Source organism: Stenotrophomonas sp. P5_A9 (assembly GCF_056400525.1).
Window position 1 is genome coordinate 1 of record NZ_JBFULC010000043.1, and the last position, 15,886, is coordinate 15,886.

Here is a 15,886-nt window from a genome sequence, read left to right on the forward strand (position 1 = left end):
CCGTGGCGGCGGCCCGCGCGGCGGCTGATCACTGATACGCTGAGATCAAAAAACCCCGGCTTCGGCCGGGGTTTTTTGTGGGGCTGCGCCGCCGAAACGGGTAGAGCCACCCCATGGGTGGCTCCGCGTAATGCCAGACACATCCGGTAGAGCCACCCCATGGGTGGCTCCGCGTAATGCCAGACACATCCGGTAGAGCCACCCCATGGGTGGCTGCACGTCATGCCGGACGGTGGTGCAGCCACCCATGGGGTGGCTCTACCGTCAACGGCGCTCGATCGTGAACTTGCCCAGGCCCACGCCCAGGTCCCAGCCCTTGCCGGTACCAGCCAATGCCAGCGACACGTCGCCCTTGGTCATCACCTGCGCGTTGCTGGATTTGTCCGCGCCAGCATGCGCTTCCACCGACGCATAGGAACCGATCAGGTCATCCAGCGAATACGCGCCGGAGAACTTGCCCTTGCCATCGACGATCTTCGACTTGCCCACGGTCAGCCCGCCCCCCTTGACGGTGATCTTCACCGGGATGCGCGCGCCGTTGTCGCAGCTGATGGTGCCGGTACCGGAGGCGGTCTTGTACAGCACCGACCAGCCGGCCAGGTTGTAGTGCAGTTCGCAGTCGATGTTGCCGGCGGCCTGTGCCGCCGGAACCGCGGAGATACCCGCCAGTGCGATCAATGCCAGGGAGAACTTCTTCATGCGATCCGCTCGTACTCAGTGGGTGACGAGGCGAATCTAGCAGCGGCCGCGTATGGCCCGGATGAGGCCACACGCCGCCATCAGGCGACCGTTCAGCCAGCGTCGACTGGACCATCCAGGGTAAACGCGTCGGCATCGAGCATCGCCGGGAAGCGGGCGCGGTGCGCGGCCAGTGCGGCGGACGAAATGGTGGTGGTGACCACCTGCTCCACCTCGCGCACTTCCACCTGCGGCTGGCCGAGGAAATCGATCACCGCGCTGTCGCCGGCGTAATGCAGCGCGTTGCCGTCCACGCCGACCCGGTTGACCGCGGCGACATAGCAGAGGTTCTCGATCGCACGGGCGCGCAGCAGCGTGCGCCACGGATACGCGCGGGCCGAGGGCCAGTTGGCGACGAAGATCTGCAGGTCGAAATCCAGCTCGCCCGGGCGCTCCACGTCGAAGCGGTTGCGGCAGAAGACCGGGAAACGCAGGTCGTAGCAGACCTGCGGGTTGATCCGCCAGCCCTTCCATTCCACGCTCACGCGCTCGCTGCCGGCGGCATAGCGCAGGTGCTCGTTGCCGTAACGGAACAGGTGGCGCTTGTCGTAATGCTGCACCTCTCCGTCCGGGGTGGCCCACAGCAGCCGGTTGTAGACGCCCTGCCCCACGCGCAGCTGCACGCTGCCGGTGACTGCCGCGCCCAGCAATGCCGCCTGCTCGCGGATCCAGGCCACGGTCGGCCCGTCCATGTTTTCGGCCTTGTCGATGGCCTCGTTGGAGAAACCGCTGGTGAAGGTTTCCGGCAGGATCACCAGGTCAGTCTGTCCGGCCAGCGGCGCCAGCAGCGCGCCGTAGTGATCACGGTTGCCGGCCGGATCATGCCAGCGGGTGTCGCCCTGGACCAGGGAGATGCGCAGGTCGCCGCGTTCGATGGCCGCGCCCATCACAGCACCTGCAGGCGTGCGATCGCCGCGTCCAGGGTGGCGTCGTTCTTGGCAAAGCACAGACGGACCAGGCGCTGGCCCTGCGGCGCGGTCTCGTAGAACGGCGACAACGGAATGGCGGCCACGCCCTTTTCAATGGTCAGCCACTTCACGAATTCATGGTCGGGCAGGTCGCTGATCGCCGAATAATCCACCAGCTGGAAGTAACCGCCCGGCACCGACAGCGGGGTCAGCCGGGTGGTCAGCAGCTGCTCGCGGAAACGGTCGCGCTTGGCCTGGTAGAACGCGCCCAGCTCCAGGTGATGTTCGGGCTCGTCACGGATCATCGCGGCGAAGCCGTACTGGGCCGGGCCGAAGCTGGTGAAGGTGTTGTACTGGTGCACCTTGCGGAACTCGGCGCTCATCGCCGGCGGTGCGATCGCGTAGCCGATCTTCCAGCCGGTACAGTGATAGGTCTTGCCAAAGCTGGAGATCACGAACGCGCGCTCGCGCAGTTCCGGGTAGCGCAGTGCCGATTCGTGGCGGCGGACGTCGTAGATGATGTGTTCGTAGACTTCGTCGGAAATCAGGTAGATACCGGTGCCGCGCAGCACGTCGGTCAGCGCCTGCATGTCATCGGCGGTCAGCATCGCCCCGGACGGATTGTGCGGGCTGTTGACCATCAGCAGACGGGTGCGCGGGGTGATCGCCGCGCGCACGCGGTCCCAGTCCACGGCGAAGGTCTGCGGGTCCAGCGGCACATGCACCGCACGCGCGCCGGCCAGGTCGATGGCCGGCTCGTAGCAGTCGTAGGCCGGGTCGAGCACGATCACTTCCTCGCCGGGGCGCACCACGGCGTGGATGGCGTTGAAGATCGCCTCGGTGGCGCCACTGGTCACGGTGACCTCGGTGTCCGCATCCACCTGCGCGCCGTACAGGTCCTGCGCCTTCTGCGCGATGGCCTGGCGCAGCGGTGCCACCCCGGTCATCGGCGGGTACTGGTTCAGCCCTGCCTGCATCGCCTTGATGGTTTCATCGAGCAGCCGCTGCGGTGCGGAGAAATCCGGAAACCCCTGGCCCAGGTTCACGGCGCCATGCTCGGCGGCCAGCTGGGACATCACGGTGAAGATGGTGGTGCCCACCTTGGGCAGCTTGGTTTGCGGTTGCATCGGCAGGATCGAAGAAGAGATGACGAAGCGTCAGTGTAGACGGTAGGTCCCCAGCGTTGGTGGGTGCCCCCCTGCGCCCATTACACTGTCCGCCCTTTCCGGTGCAAAGATCCCGCCCCTTGAACGCTCCTGCGTTGCTGGCCGCCCAAGGCCTTGGCTTCAGTCGCAACGATGAGCCGGTCTTCGGCCCGCTCGATTTCCACATCGATGCCGGTGAAGCGCTCCTGGTACAGGGCGACAACGGCGCCGGCAAGACCACCCTGCTGCGGGTGCTGGCCGGGCTGCTGCGCGCCGATACCGGGCAGGTGCAGATCGACGGGCGCCCGGCCGGGCACAAGGAACGGTCGCAGTTCGTGGCCTACCTGAGCCACCTGCCGGCGCTGAAGGCCGATCTGGACGCCCTGGAAAACCTGCATTTCCTGTGCGGCCTGCACGGCCGGCGCTCGCGCCAGATGCCGGGCAACGCGCTGGCCATCGTCGGCCTGGCCGGCTACGAGGACACCCTGGTGCGCCAGCTGTCGGCCGGGCAGAAGCGGCGCCTGGCGCTGGCACGGATATGGCTGTCGCCGGCACCGCTGTGGCTGCTCGACGAACCCTACGCCAACCTGGACCTGGACGGCATCAACCTGGTGAACCGGATGATTTCCGCACACCTGCGCAGCGGTGGCGCGGCCCTGGTCACCACCCACGGCGCGTATGCCGCCCCGCCCGTGCAGACCCGCCTGCTCAGCCTGGGAGCGGCGGCATGATCGCGCCCGGCACTGAACCCGGCCTCTGGCAGACCGCGCGGGCGCTGGTCCGACGCGATCTCAAGCTGCTGTGGCGCCGCCGCGGCGATGCGTTGCAGCCGTTGATGTTCGCGGTGCTGGTGGTGGTGCTGTTTGCCTTGGCCCTGGGCCGCGAGCCGCAGTTGCTGGCCCAGGTGGCCACCGCCGTGCTATGGCTGGCGGTGCTGCTGGCTGGCCAGTTGTCGCTGGATTCGCTGTTCCGCAGCGACGCCGAGGACGGCTCGCTCGAGCAATGGCTGCTGGCCCCGGTGCCGCTGGCCTGGCTGGTGCTGGTGCGGGTGCTGCTGCACTGGGCGACCACCGCCCTGCCGCTGATCATCATGGCGCCGCTGCTGGCCGAAATGCTGCATCTGCCACATGACCAACTGCCCATCCTGCTGGCATCGTTGCTGCTGGGAACGCCATTGTTGAGCCTGATCGGTGGCGTGGTTGCCGCACTGACCGTGGGCATCCGGCGCTCTGGTATTCTCGTGGCGTTGCTGGCGTTGCCGCTGTACGTGCCGGTGCTGGTGTTCGGCGCAGGCAGCGTGGCGGCAGCGGCACGCGGGCAGGATCCGGTCGGTGCGCTGCTGTTGCTCGGCGCCGGGCTGGTGGCGGCACTGGTGCTCGCGCCGCTGGCCACTGCGGCGGCGATCCGGATTTCACTGCATTGAGCCATCGTCCACTGCACCATCGTTTCCAGCGTCATCGTTCAACAAGCCGCTCCATGTCCGTTGAATCGTCGCCCTTCGTTGGATAACCACCGCCGTATGCATCCGATTGTCCGCTGGTTCCACCAAACCGCTTCGCCGCCCACCTTCGACCGCTTTGCCGCGCGCTGGTCGCGCGTGTTCTACGTGGCGGCGGTGCCGGTGCTGCTGATCGGGATCTGGCAGGGCCTGTTCGTGGTGCCACCGGAGCAGAGCCAGGGCGACGCCTTCCGCATCATCTACATTCATGTGCCCAGCGCGTGGATGAGCCTGTTCGTGTTCGCGCTGATGGCGCTGTACGCGGCCATCGCGCTGGTCTGGCGGATCAAGATCTGCGAGATCCTGGCGATGGCCTGCGCGCCGATGGGCGCCGGCTTCACCCTGATCACCCTGCTCACCGGCAGCATCTGGGGCAAAAGCACCTGGGGCACCTGGTGGGATTGGGACCCACGCATGACCAGCGAACTGATCCTGCTGTTCCTGTACCTGGGCGTGATCGGCCTGTATTACGCCATCGAGGATCGACGCAGCGCCGCGCGCGCGGCCGGCCTGCTGGCCATCGTCGGGGTCGCCCTGCTGCCGGTCATCCGCTATTCGGTGGACTGGTGGGGCGGGCTGCACCAGCGCCAGTCGATCAATGTGTTCGGCGACAACGCGGTCCGCCCGGAACTGATCGCGCCACTGTGGTGGATGGTGGTGGGCACCAAGCTGTGGTTCGCCGGTTCGCTGCTGGCCAAAGCACGTGCCGACAACCTGCTGCGCGAGGCGGGCAAGGCGTGGGTTGGCGAGCGTATCGGCAGCGGTGACGCCACCGTTGCCCGGGAGCTGCCGCAATGACCCACCTGCCCTTCATCATTGCCGCCTTTGCGGTGTTCGGGCTGGTGCTGTGTTGCGATGCGTTCGGTTCGTGGCTGCGCCTGCGCCTGGCACGCTGGCAGGCCCGGCATCGCCAGCAGCGGCTACAGGCGCGTGCCAAGCCGCCGAGCAGCGCCATGCCCGCCACGGAGTTGAGCCGATGACCCCGGTACAGCGCCGCCGCATGATCTGGGTGCTGCTGTTGCTGCTTGCCTCGGGGTTGGCCACCACGCTGGTCGCCTTCGCCCTGCAACGCAATATCGCCTACCTGTACACGCCGGCCGAGGTGCTGCGCGGCGATGTCGATCCGCAGTCGCGGTTCCGCCTCGGCGGGATGGTGGTGAAGGGTTCCTTCCAGCGCGCCAGCGGTTCGCTGGAAGCGCAGTTCGTGGTCACCGATGGCGATGCAACCCTGCCGGTGAGCACTTCGCGGATCCTGCCGGACATGTTCCGCGAGGGCACCGCCGTGGTTGCCATGGGCCGGTTGCAGGACGGCCGCTTCATTGCCGATGAAGTGCTGGCCAAGCACGACGAGAATTACATCCCCAAGGAAGTGGCCGACAAGATGGGCCAGGCGCACACCAAGCACGACGTGCCCGTGACCGCACCCGAGGTGCGCTGAGTGCTGCCCGAGCTGGGGCAGATCCTGCTGGTGGCGGCGCTGCTGATGGCCTTGCTGCAGGCGGTGCTGCCTTTGTGGGGGGCGCAGCGCGGTTACCCGGCGTGGATGGCCGTAGCCCGGCCGGCCGCCTACGCGCAGCTGGTGCTGCTGCTCGGGGCCTTTTGTGTGCTCACCGCGGCCTTCGTCACCCAGGATTTCTCGGTGCGCTACGTCGCCGAAAACTCCAATTCGCTCTTGCCGCTGGCCTATCGCTACTCGGCGGTATGGGGCGCGCATGAAGGCTCGCTGCTGCTCTGGGCGCTGGTACTGGCGCTGTGGAACGGTGCGGTGGCGCGCTGGTCGCGGCAACTGCCAATGGTGGTGCTGGCGCGGGTGCTGGGCGTGCTCGGCATCATCGGCGTGGGCTTCCTGGCCTTCCTGATCTTCACCTCCAACCCGTTCGCGCGGCTGCTGCCGGCGCCGCTGGAAGGCCACGACCTCAACCCGCTGTTGCAGGATCCGGGACTGATCATCCACCCGCCGATGCTGTACCTGGGTTACGTCGGCTTTGCGGTGCCGTTCGCCTTCGCCATCGCCGCACTGCTCGAAGGGCGCGTGGATGCACGCTGGCTACGCTGGACCCGGCCCTGGACCAATGTGGCTTGGGGCTTTCTCACCCTGGGCATCGCACTCGGCAGCTGGTGGGCCTATTACGAGCTGGGCTGGGGTGGCTGGTGGTTCTGGGACCCGGTGGAGAACGCCAGCTTCATGCCGTGGCTGGCGGGCGCGGCGCTGATCCACTCCCAGGCGGTCACCGAAAAGCGCGGCAGCTTTGCCAGCTGGACGCTGCTGCTGGCCATCGCCGCGTTCGCGCTGTCGCTGCTGGGCACCTTCCTGGTGCGCTCGGGCGTGCTGACCAGCGTGCATTCGTTCGCCGCCGATCCTTCGCGCGGTACCTTCATCCTGATCTTCCTCGCGTTGGTGATCGGAGGCGCGCTGCTGCTGTACGCGCTGCGTGCCGGCGCGCTGGGCAACGATGACCCGCGGCGCGGTTTCATGCCGATCTCGCGGGAAACCCTGCTGCTGGCCAACAACCTGCTGCTCGCCGCCGCCTGCGCGATGGTGCTGCTGGGTACGCTGTACCCCCTGCTGGCCGATGCGCTGGGGCTGGGCAAGGTGTCGGTGGGCCCCCCCTACTTCGGCACGCTGTTCCTGCTGCTGATGGCACCGCTGGTGGCACTGCTGCCGTTCGGCCCGCTGGTGAACTGGCAACGCGACCAGGCCTCGCGCACGCTGGCCATGCTGGCACCGTGGGCGGCGCTTGCGCTGCTGCTGGGCGTCATCGCCTACTTCATGGCGCCGCAGGGCGCGCTCAAGACCGCCGCCGGGGTCACCGCCGCGGCGTGGGTGGCCTTGGGCACCGCGCRCTTCGTGTGGACGCGCCTGCGCGGCAACGGGCGCTTCAACGCCGAGATGGTGGGCATGCTGCTGGCCCACGGCGGCGTGGCGGTGTTCCTGGCCGGTGCGTTGCTGGTGGAAGCGCTGAACGTGCAGCGCGAGGTCGCCTTGTCGCCGGGGCAGTCGCTGCAGGTCAGTGGCTACGAGTTGCGCTTTGAAGGCGTGGACCACCAGCAGGGCCCCAACTACAGCGCCGACCGTGGCCATGTGCGGGTCATGCAGGGCGATCGCCAGATTGCCTTGCTGCACCCGGAAAAGCGCGCCTACGCCAGTGGCGGGCAGATGATGACCGAGGCCGGCATCCACGCCCGCCTCAACGGCGATATCTACGTGGCGCTGGGCGAGCCGCTGGGCAACAATGCATGGGCGGTGCGCGTGCACGTCAAACCCTTCGTCCGCTGGATCTGGCTGGGCGCATTGCTGATGGCACTGGGCGGCTTCGTCACCGCCGCCGACCGCCGTTTCCGTCGTCCCTGAGTATTGGAGTTTCCCCGTGTCCGATCCGCGTCCCGCCTCCCGTCCCCTGCCGCCCGTGGCCATCGTCATCGGCGTACTGTTCTTCTTCGGGCTGCTCGGGCTGATGGTGTACGGGGTGATGAAGTCCGGCGCGCCCGATCGCGATGTGCTGCCCTCGGCACTGATCGGCAAACCGGCCCCGGCCTTCATCCTGCCGGTGCTGCACGACCCGACCATCAAGGTCAGCAGCACCGAACTGCGCGGCGCGCCGTACGTACTCAACGTGTGGGGCAGCTGGTGCGCGGCCTGCCGCGAAGAGCATCCCATCCTGACCCGTTTCGCCGAGACCAAGCGGGTGCGGGTGATCGGCTACAACTGGAAGGACGAACCGGCCGATGCGCTGCGCTGGCTGGAGCAGCTGGGCAATCCGTTCGTCCTGGTGCTGACCGACCTCGAAGGCCGCACCGCCATCGACTGGGGCGTGACCGCGGCGCCTGAGACCTTCCTCGTCGATGCCAGCGGCGTGGTGCGCTGGAAGTACAGCGGCGCGCTCAGCCAGCGCGTCATCGACACCCAGCTCATTCCCGAACTGGCCAAGGTGGAACGCGCCAATGCCAATACCCAGAACCGCCTGCCGGCCGCGCCGTAATCTGCGCTGCGGCCGCCTGCTGCGCGGCGCGCTGTTGGCCACGGCGCTGCTGATGCCGCTGGTGGCGCTGGCCCAGGCGGTCTCCGACCCGACCCCGTTGCACTACCGCGATGCCGCCGAAGAGGCACGCTTCCATGCGCTGGCCGCGGAACTGCGCTGCGTGCAATGCCAGAACCAGTCACTGGCCGATTCCAATGCGCAGATCGCCCATGACCTGCGCCGTGAAGTGCTCGCGCTGATGCAGCAGGGCCGCGACGACGCGCAGATCAAGCAGTTCCTGGTCGACCGTTACGGCGAGTTCGTGCTGTACCGGCCGCCGATGGATGCGCGCAACAGCCTGCTGTGGTTTGGCCCGGCGATCTTCCTGCTCGGCGGTGCCGGCGTGATGGTGTGGGTGGTGCGTCGGCGCAGCCGGCAGATCCAGCCGCTGGATGACCGGGGGGAAGGCTGGTGAGCGCCGTCCTGCCGATCCTGGCGGCGCTGGCCGCCGCCCTCGTCGCGGCGCGGGTGCTGTGGCCGCTGCGCAGTGCAGGACGACGCGCGCCGTTCATCGCCATGGTGCTGGCCATCGGCGCCGCAGCAGGCGCGCTGTATCTGCTGGTGGGCACCCCGCAGGCCGCCGTGCAGATTGCCGACGCGCGCGAGCCGACCACGCTGCGTGATGGCGTGGCGGAGCTGCAGCAGGCGCTCGCGCGCGATCCACAGCGCGCCGATGGCTGGGCCCTGCTCGGCCGCTCGCAACTGGCGCTGGGCAAGCTGGCCGAGGCCAACGCCGCCTATGCGCGGGCACTGCAGCTGGCGCCGGATGAGCCCGCCGTACTGGTCGAAGCCGCACAGGCCCGCGCCCAGGCCAACCCGGGCAAGCAGTTCGACGACACCGCGCTGCAGTGGCTGCGCCATGCACAACAGATTGCCCCGGACAGCGACCGCGCCGGCTGGCTGATCGGCATCGCCCTGCGCCAGCGCGGGCAGGACGCCGAGGCTGCGGCCACGTGGGAAGCCTTGCTGCCGCGACTGGATCCGCCCGCTGCAACGGCCCTGCGCGAGCAGATCGCGATCGCCCGCGCGAAGGCCGGTGTTCCTGCGGGTGCAACCGCACCCGTGGCGGCCGCATCGAGCCGCCAGGGACTGATCGTCACCGTCGCACTGGACCCCACGTTCGCCGCACGCGCAACGCTGCCCGGCGACGCCAGCGTGTTCGTGATCGCCCGCGTGCCCGGCGGCCCGCCGATGCCGGTGGCGGTGGAAAAACACGCGCTCGGCGACCTGCCGCTGCGGGTGACGCTGGACGATGCGGACAGCCCGATGCCGACCCAGCCCTTGTCCGCGCTGCAGGAGGTGGAGGTGTTCGCGCGCGTGTCCGCCTCCGGACAGGCTAACCGCCAGCAAGGCGACATCGACTCGCCGCTGGTCCGCGTGCGCCTGCCGCATGACGGCCCGGTGCCGCTGGTGATCGGCACGCCGTGACCGCCGCCGCGATGCAGCGTGCCGTCACTGACACGGCGTACCGTCCGGACCCGGCTAAAATGCGCGCATGACTGAATTCATTCCGCCCGGCACGCGCTACCACGCCCTGCCCTCGCCCTTCCCGTTCAAGCGCGGCGGTCAACTGCTGGACGCGCACGTGGCCTATGAAACCTGGGGCACGCTGGACGCCAAGGCGAGCAACGCGATCCTGATCGTCACCGGCCTGTCGCCGGATGCGCACGCCGCCGCCAACGCCGACAACCCGGCCGCCGGCTGGTGGGAAGGCATGCTCGGCCCGGGCAAGGCGATCGATACCGAGCGCTGGTTCGTGGTCTGCGTGAACTCGCTGGGCAGCTGCAAGGGCTCCACGGGACCGGCCAGCATCGACCCGGCCACCGGCGCGCTGTACCGCCTGCAGTTCCCTGAACTGTCGATCGAAGACGGCGCGCGTGCTGCGGTCGAGGTGGTGCGTGCGTTGGGCATTGCCGAGCTGGCCTGCGTGATCGGCAACTCGATGGGCGGCATGACCGCGCTGGCCGTGTTGCTGCTGCACCCGGGCATCGCGCGCAGCCACATCAACATTTCCGGCAGTGCGCAGGCGCTGCCGTTCTCGATCGCGATCCGCTCGCTGCAGCGCGAGGCGATCCGGCTGGACCCCAAGTGGGATCTCGGCCGTTACAGCGACGACAGCTACCCGGAATCGGGCATGCGCATGGCGCGCAAGCTGGGGGTGATCACCTACCGCTCCGCGCTGGAATGGGACGGTCGCTTCGGCCGCGTGCGGCTGGATTCGGACCAGGCCGACGATGACCCGTTCGGCCTGGAATTCCAGGTGGAAAGCTACCTGGAAGGCCACGCGCGCCGCTTCGTGCGCTTCTTCGATCCCAACTGCTACCTCTATCTGAGCCGCTCGATGGACTGGTTCGACCTGGCCGAATACGCCGACGGCGACGTGCTCGCCGGACTGGCGAAGATCCAGGTCGACAAGGCGCTGGCGATCGGCGCCAACACCGACATTCTGTTCCCGGTGCAGCAGCAGCAACAGATTGCCGACGGCCTGCGCGCCGGTGGCGCCGACGCGCGCTTCATCGGGCTGGATTCACCGCAGGGGCACGATGCGTTCCTGGTGGATTTCGCGCGGTTCGGGCCGGCGGTGGGCGAGTYCCTTTCCGCGCTCTAAGGACAGACATGCGACTGCAGGGAAAGCTAAGCGAGTGGGACGACGCACGCGGGTTCGGCTTCGTGCAGCCCAATGGTGGAGGTGAGCGTTGCTTCGTGCATATCCGCGCATTTGCGGCGCGCGATCGACGCCCAGCGCTTGGCGATGTCATTACGTACGAGGTTCAGCGCGATGCCCAGGGGCGCCGCAATGCCACACAGGTGCGCTTTGCGCTGCAGCGTGGCGGAACGCGCGGTACCCCTGCCGCCGAGCGGAAGGGTCGCGATATTATCCCTCGCAAAACCGTCGCACTGCTGTTCCTCGCTGGCATCGCTGGGCTCTCGGCGTGGATGCACTGGCCCATGTGGTTGCCCGCCACGTATCTGGGCGTCAGCGGCGTGACCTATTTGTTCTACTGGCACGACAAAAGCGCTGCGCGTAACGACCGGCAGCGCACCCCTGAGAAAACCCTGCAACTGCTTGCCTTGTTCGGCGGCTGGCCCGGCGCCTTGTTGGCGCAGTCGGTGCTGCGCCACAAGAATCGCAAGACATCGTTCCAAGGAGTGTTCTGGGTGGCGGTGGCGATCAACCTGATCGCGCTGACATGGCTGATCCGGAACATCGCCGGGTAGAGCCACGCCATGCGTGGCTAGCGCAGTAATGGGGCGCCACTTCCAACGGCGCCCGACCACACAAGACGCTTGCACCACCTTCAATTCCCACCAAACCGACTACAGCGCCAGCCATGCCGGTGCTGCACCATCTCCTCCGATCCCTGTCATCGCCCAGGTCCACCACCGGCCGCTCGTTCACCGTCAGCGTGATACGCCCATGCTCCGCCTAACGAAACAGTCTTCAACCTGCAGAAGTAGGTCCATTCAGGCGTGCGCCAACGCGGGTCGAAAACGCACTGTAAGCACCGCTGTGCCAGCCGTCCAGGCTGGGGTCCCGGCTTCCGGCCGGAAGCGCGCAACGCCAAAGTACCGATGCACCGCTACCCACGCCTTCACGTGGGCTCCACGACGCACACTACCCCTCCGGATACATCGCGGCATAGCTTGGGTCCGCGTGCTCCCACTGTGCCTCATGATGAATGAGGTAATCACACACCGCCTGAAGATCGATCTCGGCAGGAATATTCACTGCCATGTATCGGGCCTTGGCGCCCTCATAGCTGCACCCAAGGGCTACCAGACCTTGAAGAACATCGTCTGAGGCGTTGCCTGGAGAGACGGGTGGATCAAATATGACGCGAACGGTGCGATTTCCTGACTTCACGACGATGGATTCGAAAGTGGGTCGTCCTTCCTCATGGTCCACGGGGGCGAAAACCGCGTCCTGCCATGAGACGTCATAGGCATAGAACGGGGAATTATCAAGTTGGTAGCGATCCTCCCCGAGCGGGGTCGCCCAAAGCGTCTCGATGTTTGCGCCGCCCTCGCCGTCGGGAACCCGGAACAGGACCTTGGCTTTCGCACCRTCATTCACGCGGAGCTCTCCAGATTGAACATGCTGCGATGCGGCTTCGGTATTGATCCCCTGATCGTACACCGGCTACAGCGAGCAAAGGCCGTCGTACGTGATGTCGGAGCCATTTCCCACGCGGTGGATGCGCGCGAAGCCAAGCTCCCCCAGAGCGCACCGTAGTCGCCTCGCACATCATTACGCCAGAAACGCGTCCCCACACCATCGTTTCATCGCGACCACTGAGGCGGTTCAAACTCCCTCGGTGTCCAGCTTGCCGCCACCGTCCAGTTCGTTTGGCGGCGTTGTCCAATTCATTGGGCGTCGCTGTCCAGTTTGTTTGGCGCTGGGTATCCAATTGGTTGGCGTTTCGTACTTTCCCTGACCGAAGGTGTCATCAGCCGCCAGATCGGCCGACTGCAGTCCTTCCAGGGGTATCGCTGTTCAAACGCGTTGGAAACGCGTATCCGCCTGCTGCCAAATGGCGGGCGCTACGCCGCCCAGGTCCGCTAGTGGCGGACCGCCTGGACCGGGACAACCAATATCTGATGGGACAGCCGGAGAACGCGGCGAGCCTGGACATTGCCGTAACGCCGACATTCGGGATACGGTGGCTCATCCCCCGCCTCGCCGGCTTTACCCGGACGCATCCCAACATCACCGTGCACCTTGCCCAACGCACCGAGCGGTTTGCGCTGGCGGGAAGCGGCTTCGATGCCGCCGTGCACTTCGACCACCCGGCCTGGGCGGGCATGCGGACCTATCCGCTGCTGCAGGAGGTGCTGTTACCGGTCTGCCATCCCTCGCTGCTCGGCGGGCGCAAGCGTTTGCCTGCGCTGGAGACGTTGCCACGCCTGCACAGGCGACAAAGCCCAGACGCCTAGCAAAGCTACGCACAGGAGACCGGCGTGCCCCTCACCAATCCCGCAGTGGGCGCGCGCTACGATCTGCACGCGATGGGTGATTGAAGCAGCGCTGGCGGGCCTCGGCATTGCGCTAATACAGCGGCTTTATGTGGATGCCGAGCTGGCGCAGGGGCGACTGGTCGCGCCTTGGCCGCACCCCAGGCGCGCTTCAAAGATCTTCTGCCTCGTTCTACACGAACCGATCAGTCTGGCTGCCGGTCCATTGCAGGCGTTCGCGCATTGGCTGCTGGAAGCAGCTGGCAACGCGGGCACCAATCAATGCACCCGGCGGTTCCCTCACTGCAGGGAGGCCCATGGATTGGGCCAGGCCCAGCGTCCTTTACTTCCCTGCAGAGCGTTCGCGCTTACCTTCTTCGCGCTGCGCGGTCGCGCGACTTTTCGCGAACTCCGGGAACGTCTCCGCCAGCGACGCCTTGTCCGGCAACACGTAGAACACCCCGCCGCGTTCAAACGTGGACCGGACGATGCGCTCGTAGAACTCCGACGACACGTTGATGCAGCCGTGGGTGACGCGGTTGTCGTCCGGCGTAGGCGATGCAAGGCGTTCGGCACGTTTTTCGGCCGGCGTGCCAGGCGGCGTGGGATGGATGGAAACGGCCGAGTCGTAGTCCACCCACAGCACGCGCCCGGCGTCGATGGACGGACCATAGCCACCCACGAAGCGACCGGCGGGCGTGGTGCGATCGCGGCCTGGAATTTCGCGCAGCGCGAGGCCGGCGACGCCGGGGGCCGAATGATCGCCGGTGGCCGAGCCAAACAGCGCAGGCGCTGCGCCGCGAAGCCGACCATCACCGCCGAATATGAGGATCTGCGCAGCAGCCTTGTCCATGATCGCGAACGGATAGCCCTGGCTGTCCTTGCTGGCGACAACCCAGCCCGCCAGTTCGATCACGGTGTCGGACACTTCCTGGCCTTGTGGAAGCTCATCAATGGCAGCTACCGGCTGCGCGGCCGCATCCTCGGCGCTGGCCGCACCGACGGTCGCCAACGCGAGCGCCATGGCCAGTGCGCCACAGGCGGCCCGGAATGCAGGGGATAAGTACGTATGGATGGGACAACTCCGTGGAATGCAGACGTCGTGATCAAAGGAGCCCGGTGGCCGCAACGGCCACCGGTTCCCGATTCAGATGCTCTTCAAAACTTGTGCTTCTGACCGCGTGCCAAAGAACGATTAACCGCGCGGCTTGCGACGGGGTGCCTGTTCGAGCTGCTGGACGCGGCCTTCAATTTGATCCAGACGCTGGTTGGCCTGCTGCGCGGACTGGTTCGCCGATTCGGCGCTCTGCGCCGCGCCCTGCACCTTGGTGTCAAGTTGATCGAGGCGGGAGTTGATCGATGCAAATTCGTTTTTGTAGGTGGCGCAGGAACTAAGTCCCACGGTGGCGACAATCGCGATGCCGAGCGTACGAACCATTTTCAGATGCTGCTGGGTTAAGGACATTGCACACCCTCCTTTCGTCTGGGGTACCCGGAATATAGCGGCCTTTTTGTTGCGTCCATGAAAAGGCTTCAGCTGAAGTTGGAAGACGTGGAGGGCGCGTGAAGAATGGCGGGCCCCGGCACGGCGGCCGACATGCCGTGCTTGCTCAGCCCGCGCTGTTCCCCGGGCTTGGCAGCGCGAACGACCAGACGCAGGACGCGTCTGGTCGTCTCAGGCATCACATCGCATACGCCCGTCTTGCCTTCAGCCCGCCGCTTCCAGCTTCCTGCGCGGCGTGACAACGCCCGCTGCGCGCAGGTACCRCCAGTATTTGCCAATGAAGATGCCGGTGAACCCACCCGACAGCAGCAGGTAAGCGGCGCGGAACATGCCGTCGGCGCTCAGCGAAGGGGACGCGGAAAGCGCGACTTCGAAACCGTACTTCACCGCAAACGTGACCAGCAGCAGCGGCAGCAGGCTGTAGTCCGCGCTGCGCCACAACTTCCCCGTTGAGGTGTTCATGGTGAGCGTTGCCCGCCGCAGCAGCATCCACCCCAGGACTGCGCCCGCGCCGATGCCAACCAGCCATTCGCCCCATGCTTCCCAGGCGCCGCCGAAACGGCCACTTATCGACCACAGGCCCCAAGCGGTGAAGAGGGCCGGCACGATGGCCAGCTTCGTGAGCGAGGCTTCGGCGGGCTTCATCGCAGCGACGCCGCGCGTGATCAGAAAGACCAGAAGCCCCCAGACCCACACAGGGGTATTCGAAATGAGTTGCTGCAGCATGATCACGGGAAATTCCTTGAGGTGGGCGGGTGCCGGCCATGTAACGCCGTGCGGGAGTGGGTCCATTCTCGCTTTGCGCCAGCCCGGGACAAGTGACAGGTGTCAGGCATCAGGAAGTACATTTTGGGTGGCGCGACGGCTTGCAGACATGCCTGCGGTGGCAGTGCACAGCCATGCGGCAGTTGCCCTGCTCGCCAACCGGGATCACCTTGATGATGCGGTCGCCAGGATCGGGGGCCAGGGTTGAATCACTGCGTCGATGCCACGCCTGCCCATCAGTTCCCGGGCTGCACCCGCGAGCCTTGTCGAGGTCCTGCGGTGTTTCGCAGCGGCCTTACAAATGTCGCAACGTTTCTGCCCCAGCCACCGTCAGGTTGTGGGTGGCCGGTCAGCGG

Annotated in this window: 19 protein-coding genes; 12 read left to right on the forward strand and 7 right to left on the reverse strand. The window is 66.7% G+C overall.

Going from position 1 to position 15,886, the window contains the following annotated elements:
• Positions 1-264 precede the first annotated feature (264 nt).
• The 3 genes from AC1DR7_RS14015 to AC1DR7_RS14025 all read right to left on the reverse strand — a co-directional run bounded on the left by AC1DR7_RS14015 (position 265) and on the right by AC1DR7_RS14025 (position 2,773).
• Positions 265-699 (reverse strand): hypothetical protein, encoded by a 435-nt coding sequence (locus tag AC1DR7_RS14015; protein ID WP_256775599.1) that lies wholly within the window; start codon positions 697-699, stop codon positions 265-267.
• 92 nt (positions 700-791) lie between these two features.
• Positions 792-1,625 (reverse strand): amidohydrolase, encoded by an 834-nt coding sequence (locus AC1DR7_RS14020; protein WP_457319386.1) that lies wholly within the window; start codon positions 1,623-1,625, stop codon positions 792-794.
• Positions 1,625-2,773, reverse strand: a complete 1,149-nt coding sequence (locus AC1DR7_RS14025; protein ID WP_457319387.1) for a pyridoxal phosphate-dependent aminotransferase — start codon at positions 2,771-2,773, stop codon at positions 1,625-1,627. Before AC1DR7_RS14025 ends, AC1DR7_RS14020 begins: the two co-directional genes overlap by 1 nt.
• Positions 2,774-2,892: 119 nt before the next feature.
• Between AC1DR7_RS14025 and ccmA the strand changes: the two genes are divergently transcribed.
• The 11 genes from ccmA (at position 2,893) to AC1DR7_RS14080 (ending at position 11,527) form a co-directional block, all read left to right on the forward strand.
• Positions 2,893-3,522, forward strand: a complete 630-nt coding sequence (ccmA, locus tag AC1DR7_RS14030; RefSeq protein WP_256775603.1) for a heme ABC exporter ATP-binding protein CcmA — start codon at positions 2,893-2,895, stop codon at positions 3,520-3,522.
• On the forward strand, positions 3,519-4,214 hold the full coding sequence (gene ccmB, locus AC1DR7_RS14035) for a heme exporter protein CcmB (protein ID WP_478051033.1): 696 nt from the start codon (positions 3,519-3,521) through the stop codon (positions 4,212-4,214). The genes ccmA and ccmB overlap by 4 nt, the downstream gene beginning before the upstream one ends.
• Before the next feature lie 96 nt (positions 4,215-4,310).
• On the forward strand, positions 4,311-5,087 hold the full coding sequence (ccmC, locus tag AC1DR7_RS14040) for a heme ABC transporter permease CcmC (protein WP_457319389.1): 777 nt from the start codon (positions 4,311-4,313) through the stop codon (positions 5,085-5,087).
• On the forward strand, positions 5,084-5,269 hold the full coding sequence (locus AC1DR7_RS14045) for a heme exporter protein CcmD (protein ID WP_478051034.1): 186 nt from the start codon (positions 5,084-5,086) through the stop codon (positions 5,267-5,269). Before ccmC ends, AC1DR7_RS14045 begins: the two co-directional genes overlap by 4 nt.
• Positions 5,266-5,727 carry a cytochrome c maturation protein CcmE gene (gene ccmE, locus AC1DR7_RS14050; protein WP_256775607.1) on the forward strand — a complete coding sequence of 154 codons (462 nt, stop codon included), beginning with the start codon at positions 5,266-5,268 and terminating at the stop codon, positions 5,725-5,727. The genes AC1DR7_RS14045 and ccmE overlap by 4 nt, the downstream gene beginning before the upstream one ends.
• On the forward strand, positions 5,728-7,641 hold the full coding sequence (locus AC1DR7_RS14055; protein ID WP_478076521.1) for a heme lyase CcmF/NrfE family subunit: 1,914 nt from the start codon (positions 5,728-5,730) through the stop codon (positions 7,639-7,641).
• Positions 7,642-7,687: 46 nt separating this feature from the next.
• Complete coding sequence (locus AC1DR7_RS14060; RefSeq protein WP_457318230.1) at positions 7,688-8,269, forward strand: DsbE family thiol:disulfide interchange protein; 582 nt, start codon at positions 7,688-7,690, stop codon at positions 8,267-8,269.
• 52 nt (positions 8,270-8,321) lie between these two features.
• A complete protein-coding gene (locus AC1DR7_RS14065; protein ID WP_457318231.1) occupies positions 8,322-8,723 on the forward strand; it encodes a cytochrome c-type biogenesis protein in 402 nt (133 codons plus the stop codon).
• Positions 8,717-9,736, forward strand: coding sequence for a tetratricopeptide repeat protein (locus tag AC1DR7_RS14070; protein WP_457318232.1), 1,020 nt, complete (start codon positions 8,717-8,719; stop codon positions 9,734-9,736). The genes AC1DR7_RS14065 and AC1DR7_RS14070 overlap by 7 nt, the downstream gene beginning before the upstream one ends.
• A gap of 67 nt (positions 9,737-9,803) precedes the next feature.
• On the forward strand, positions 9,804-10,916 hold the full coding sequence (gene metX, locus AC1DR7_RS14075) for a homoserine O-acetyltransferase MetX (protein ID WP_478076522.1): 1,113 nt from the start codon (positions 9,804-9,806) through the stop codon (positions 10,914-10,916).
• Positions 10,917-10,924: 8 nt separating this feature from the next.
• Positions 10,925-11,527, forward strand: a complete 603-nt coding sequence (locus tag AC1DR7_RS14080; RefSeq protein WP_457318223.1) for a DUF1294 domain-containing protein — start codon at positions 10,925-10,927, stop codon at positions 11,525-11,527.
• 397 nt (positions 11,528-11,924) lie between these two features.
• On the opposite strand, the gene AC1DR7_RS14085 is transcribed toward AC1DR7_RS14080, so the two are convergent.
• Complete coding sequence (locus AC1DR7_RS14085) at positions 11,925-12,383, reverse strand: DUF4265 domain-containing protein (protein ID WP_457318224.1); 459 nt, start codon at positions 12,381-12,383, stop codon at positions 11,925-11,927.
• 488 nt (positions 12,384-12,871) lie between these two features.
• Between AC1DR7_RS14085 and AC1DR7_RS14090 the strand changes: the two genes are divergently transcribed.
• Positions 12,872-13,243: a LysR substrate-binding domain-containing protein gene (locus AC1DR7_RS14090; protein ID WP_457318225.1), complete on the forward strand. Its 372-nt coding sequence runs from the start codon at positions 12,872-12,874 to the stop codon at positions 13,241-13,243.
• A 361-nt stretch (positions 13,244-13,604) separates the two neighbouring features.
• Here AC1DR7_RS14090 and AC1DR7_RS14095 read toward each other — a convergent pair whose 3' ends face one another.
• From AC1DR7_RS14095 to AC1DR7_RS14105, 3 genes are all read right to left on the reverse strand, one after another.
• A complete protein-coding gene (locus tag AC1DR7_RS14095) occupies positions 13,605-14,285 on the reverse strand; it encodes a L,D-transpeptidase family protein (RefSeq protein WP_256775612.1) in 681 nt (226 codons plus the stop codon).
• A gap of 171 nt (positions 14,286-14,456) precedes the next feature.
• Positions 14,457-14,726 carry a hypothetical protein gene (locus AC1DR7_RS14100; protein WP_256775613.1) on the reverse strand — a complete coding sequence of 90 codons (270 nt, stop codon included), beginning with the start codon at positions 14,724-14,726 and terminating at the stop codon, positions 14,457-14,459.
• A gap of 243 nt (positions 14,727-14,969) precedes the next feature.
• Positions 14,970-15,491 carry a DUF6622 family protein gene (locus AC1DR7_RS14105; protein WP_478076525.1) on the reverse strand — a complete coding sequence of 174 codons (522 nt, stop codon included), beginning with the start codon at positions 15,489-15,491 and terminating at the stop codon, positions 14,970-14,972.
• Between the last annotated feature and the right edge of the window lie 395 nt (positions 15,492-15,886).

What these genes read in the sequence shown, in the direction of transcription:
- AC1DR7_RS14015 (WP_256775599.1), bottom strand. Translation starts at nt 699, where the DNA reads ATGAAGAAGTTCTCCCTGGCATTGATCGCACTGGCGGGTATCTCCGCG.
- AC1DR7_RS14020 (WP_457319386.1), bottom strand. Translation starts at nt 1,625, where the DNA reads ATGGGCGCGGCCATCGAACGCGGCGACCTGCGCATCTCCCTGGTCCAG.
- AC1DR7_RS14025 (WP_457319387.1), bottom strand. Translation starts at nt 2,773, where the DNA reads ATGCAACCGCAAACCAAGCTGCCCAAGGTGGGCACCACCATCTTCACC.
- ccmB (WP_478051033.1), top strand. Translation starts at nt 3,519, where the DNA reads ATGATCGCGCCCGGCACTGAACCCGGCCTCTGGCAGACCGCGCGGGCG.
- ccmC (WP_457319389.1), top strand. Translation starts at nt 4,311, where the DNA reads ATGCATCCGATTGTCCGCTGGTTCCACCAAACCGCTTCGCCGCCCACC.
- AC1DR7_RS14045 (WP_478051034.1), top strand. Translation starts at nt 5,084, where the DNA reads ATGACCCACCTGCCCTTCATCATTGCCGCCTTTGCGGTGTTCGGGCTG.
- ccmE (WP_256775607.1), top strand. Translation starts at nt 5,266, where the DNA reads ATGACCCCGGTACAGCGCCGCCGCATGATCTGGGTGCTGCTGTTGCTG.
- AC1DR7_RS14065 (WP_457318231.1), top strand. Translation starts at nt 8,322, where the DNA reads ATGCCGCTGGTGGCGCTGGCCCAGGCGGTCTCCGACCCGACCCCGTTG.
- AC1DR7_RS14080 (WP_457318223.1), top strand. Translation starts at nt 10,925, where the DNA reads ATGCGACTGCAGGGAAAGCTAAGCGAGTGGGACGACGCACGCGGGTTC.
- AC1DR7_RS14095 (WP_256775612.1), bottom strand. Translation starts at nt 14,285, where the DNA reads ATGGCGCTCGCGTTGGCGACCGTCGGTGCGGCCAGCGCCGAGGATGCG.
- AC1DR7_RS14100 (WP_256775613.1), bottom strand. Translation starts at nt 14,726, where the DNA reads ATGTCCTTAACCCAGCAGCATCTGAAAATGGTTCGTACGCTCGGCATC.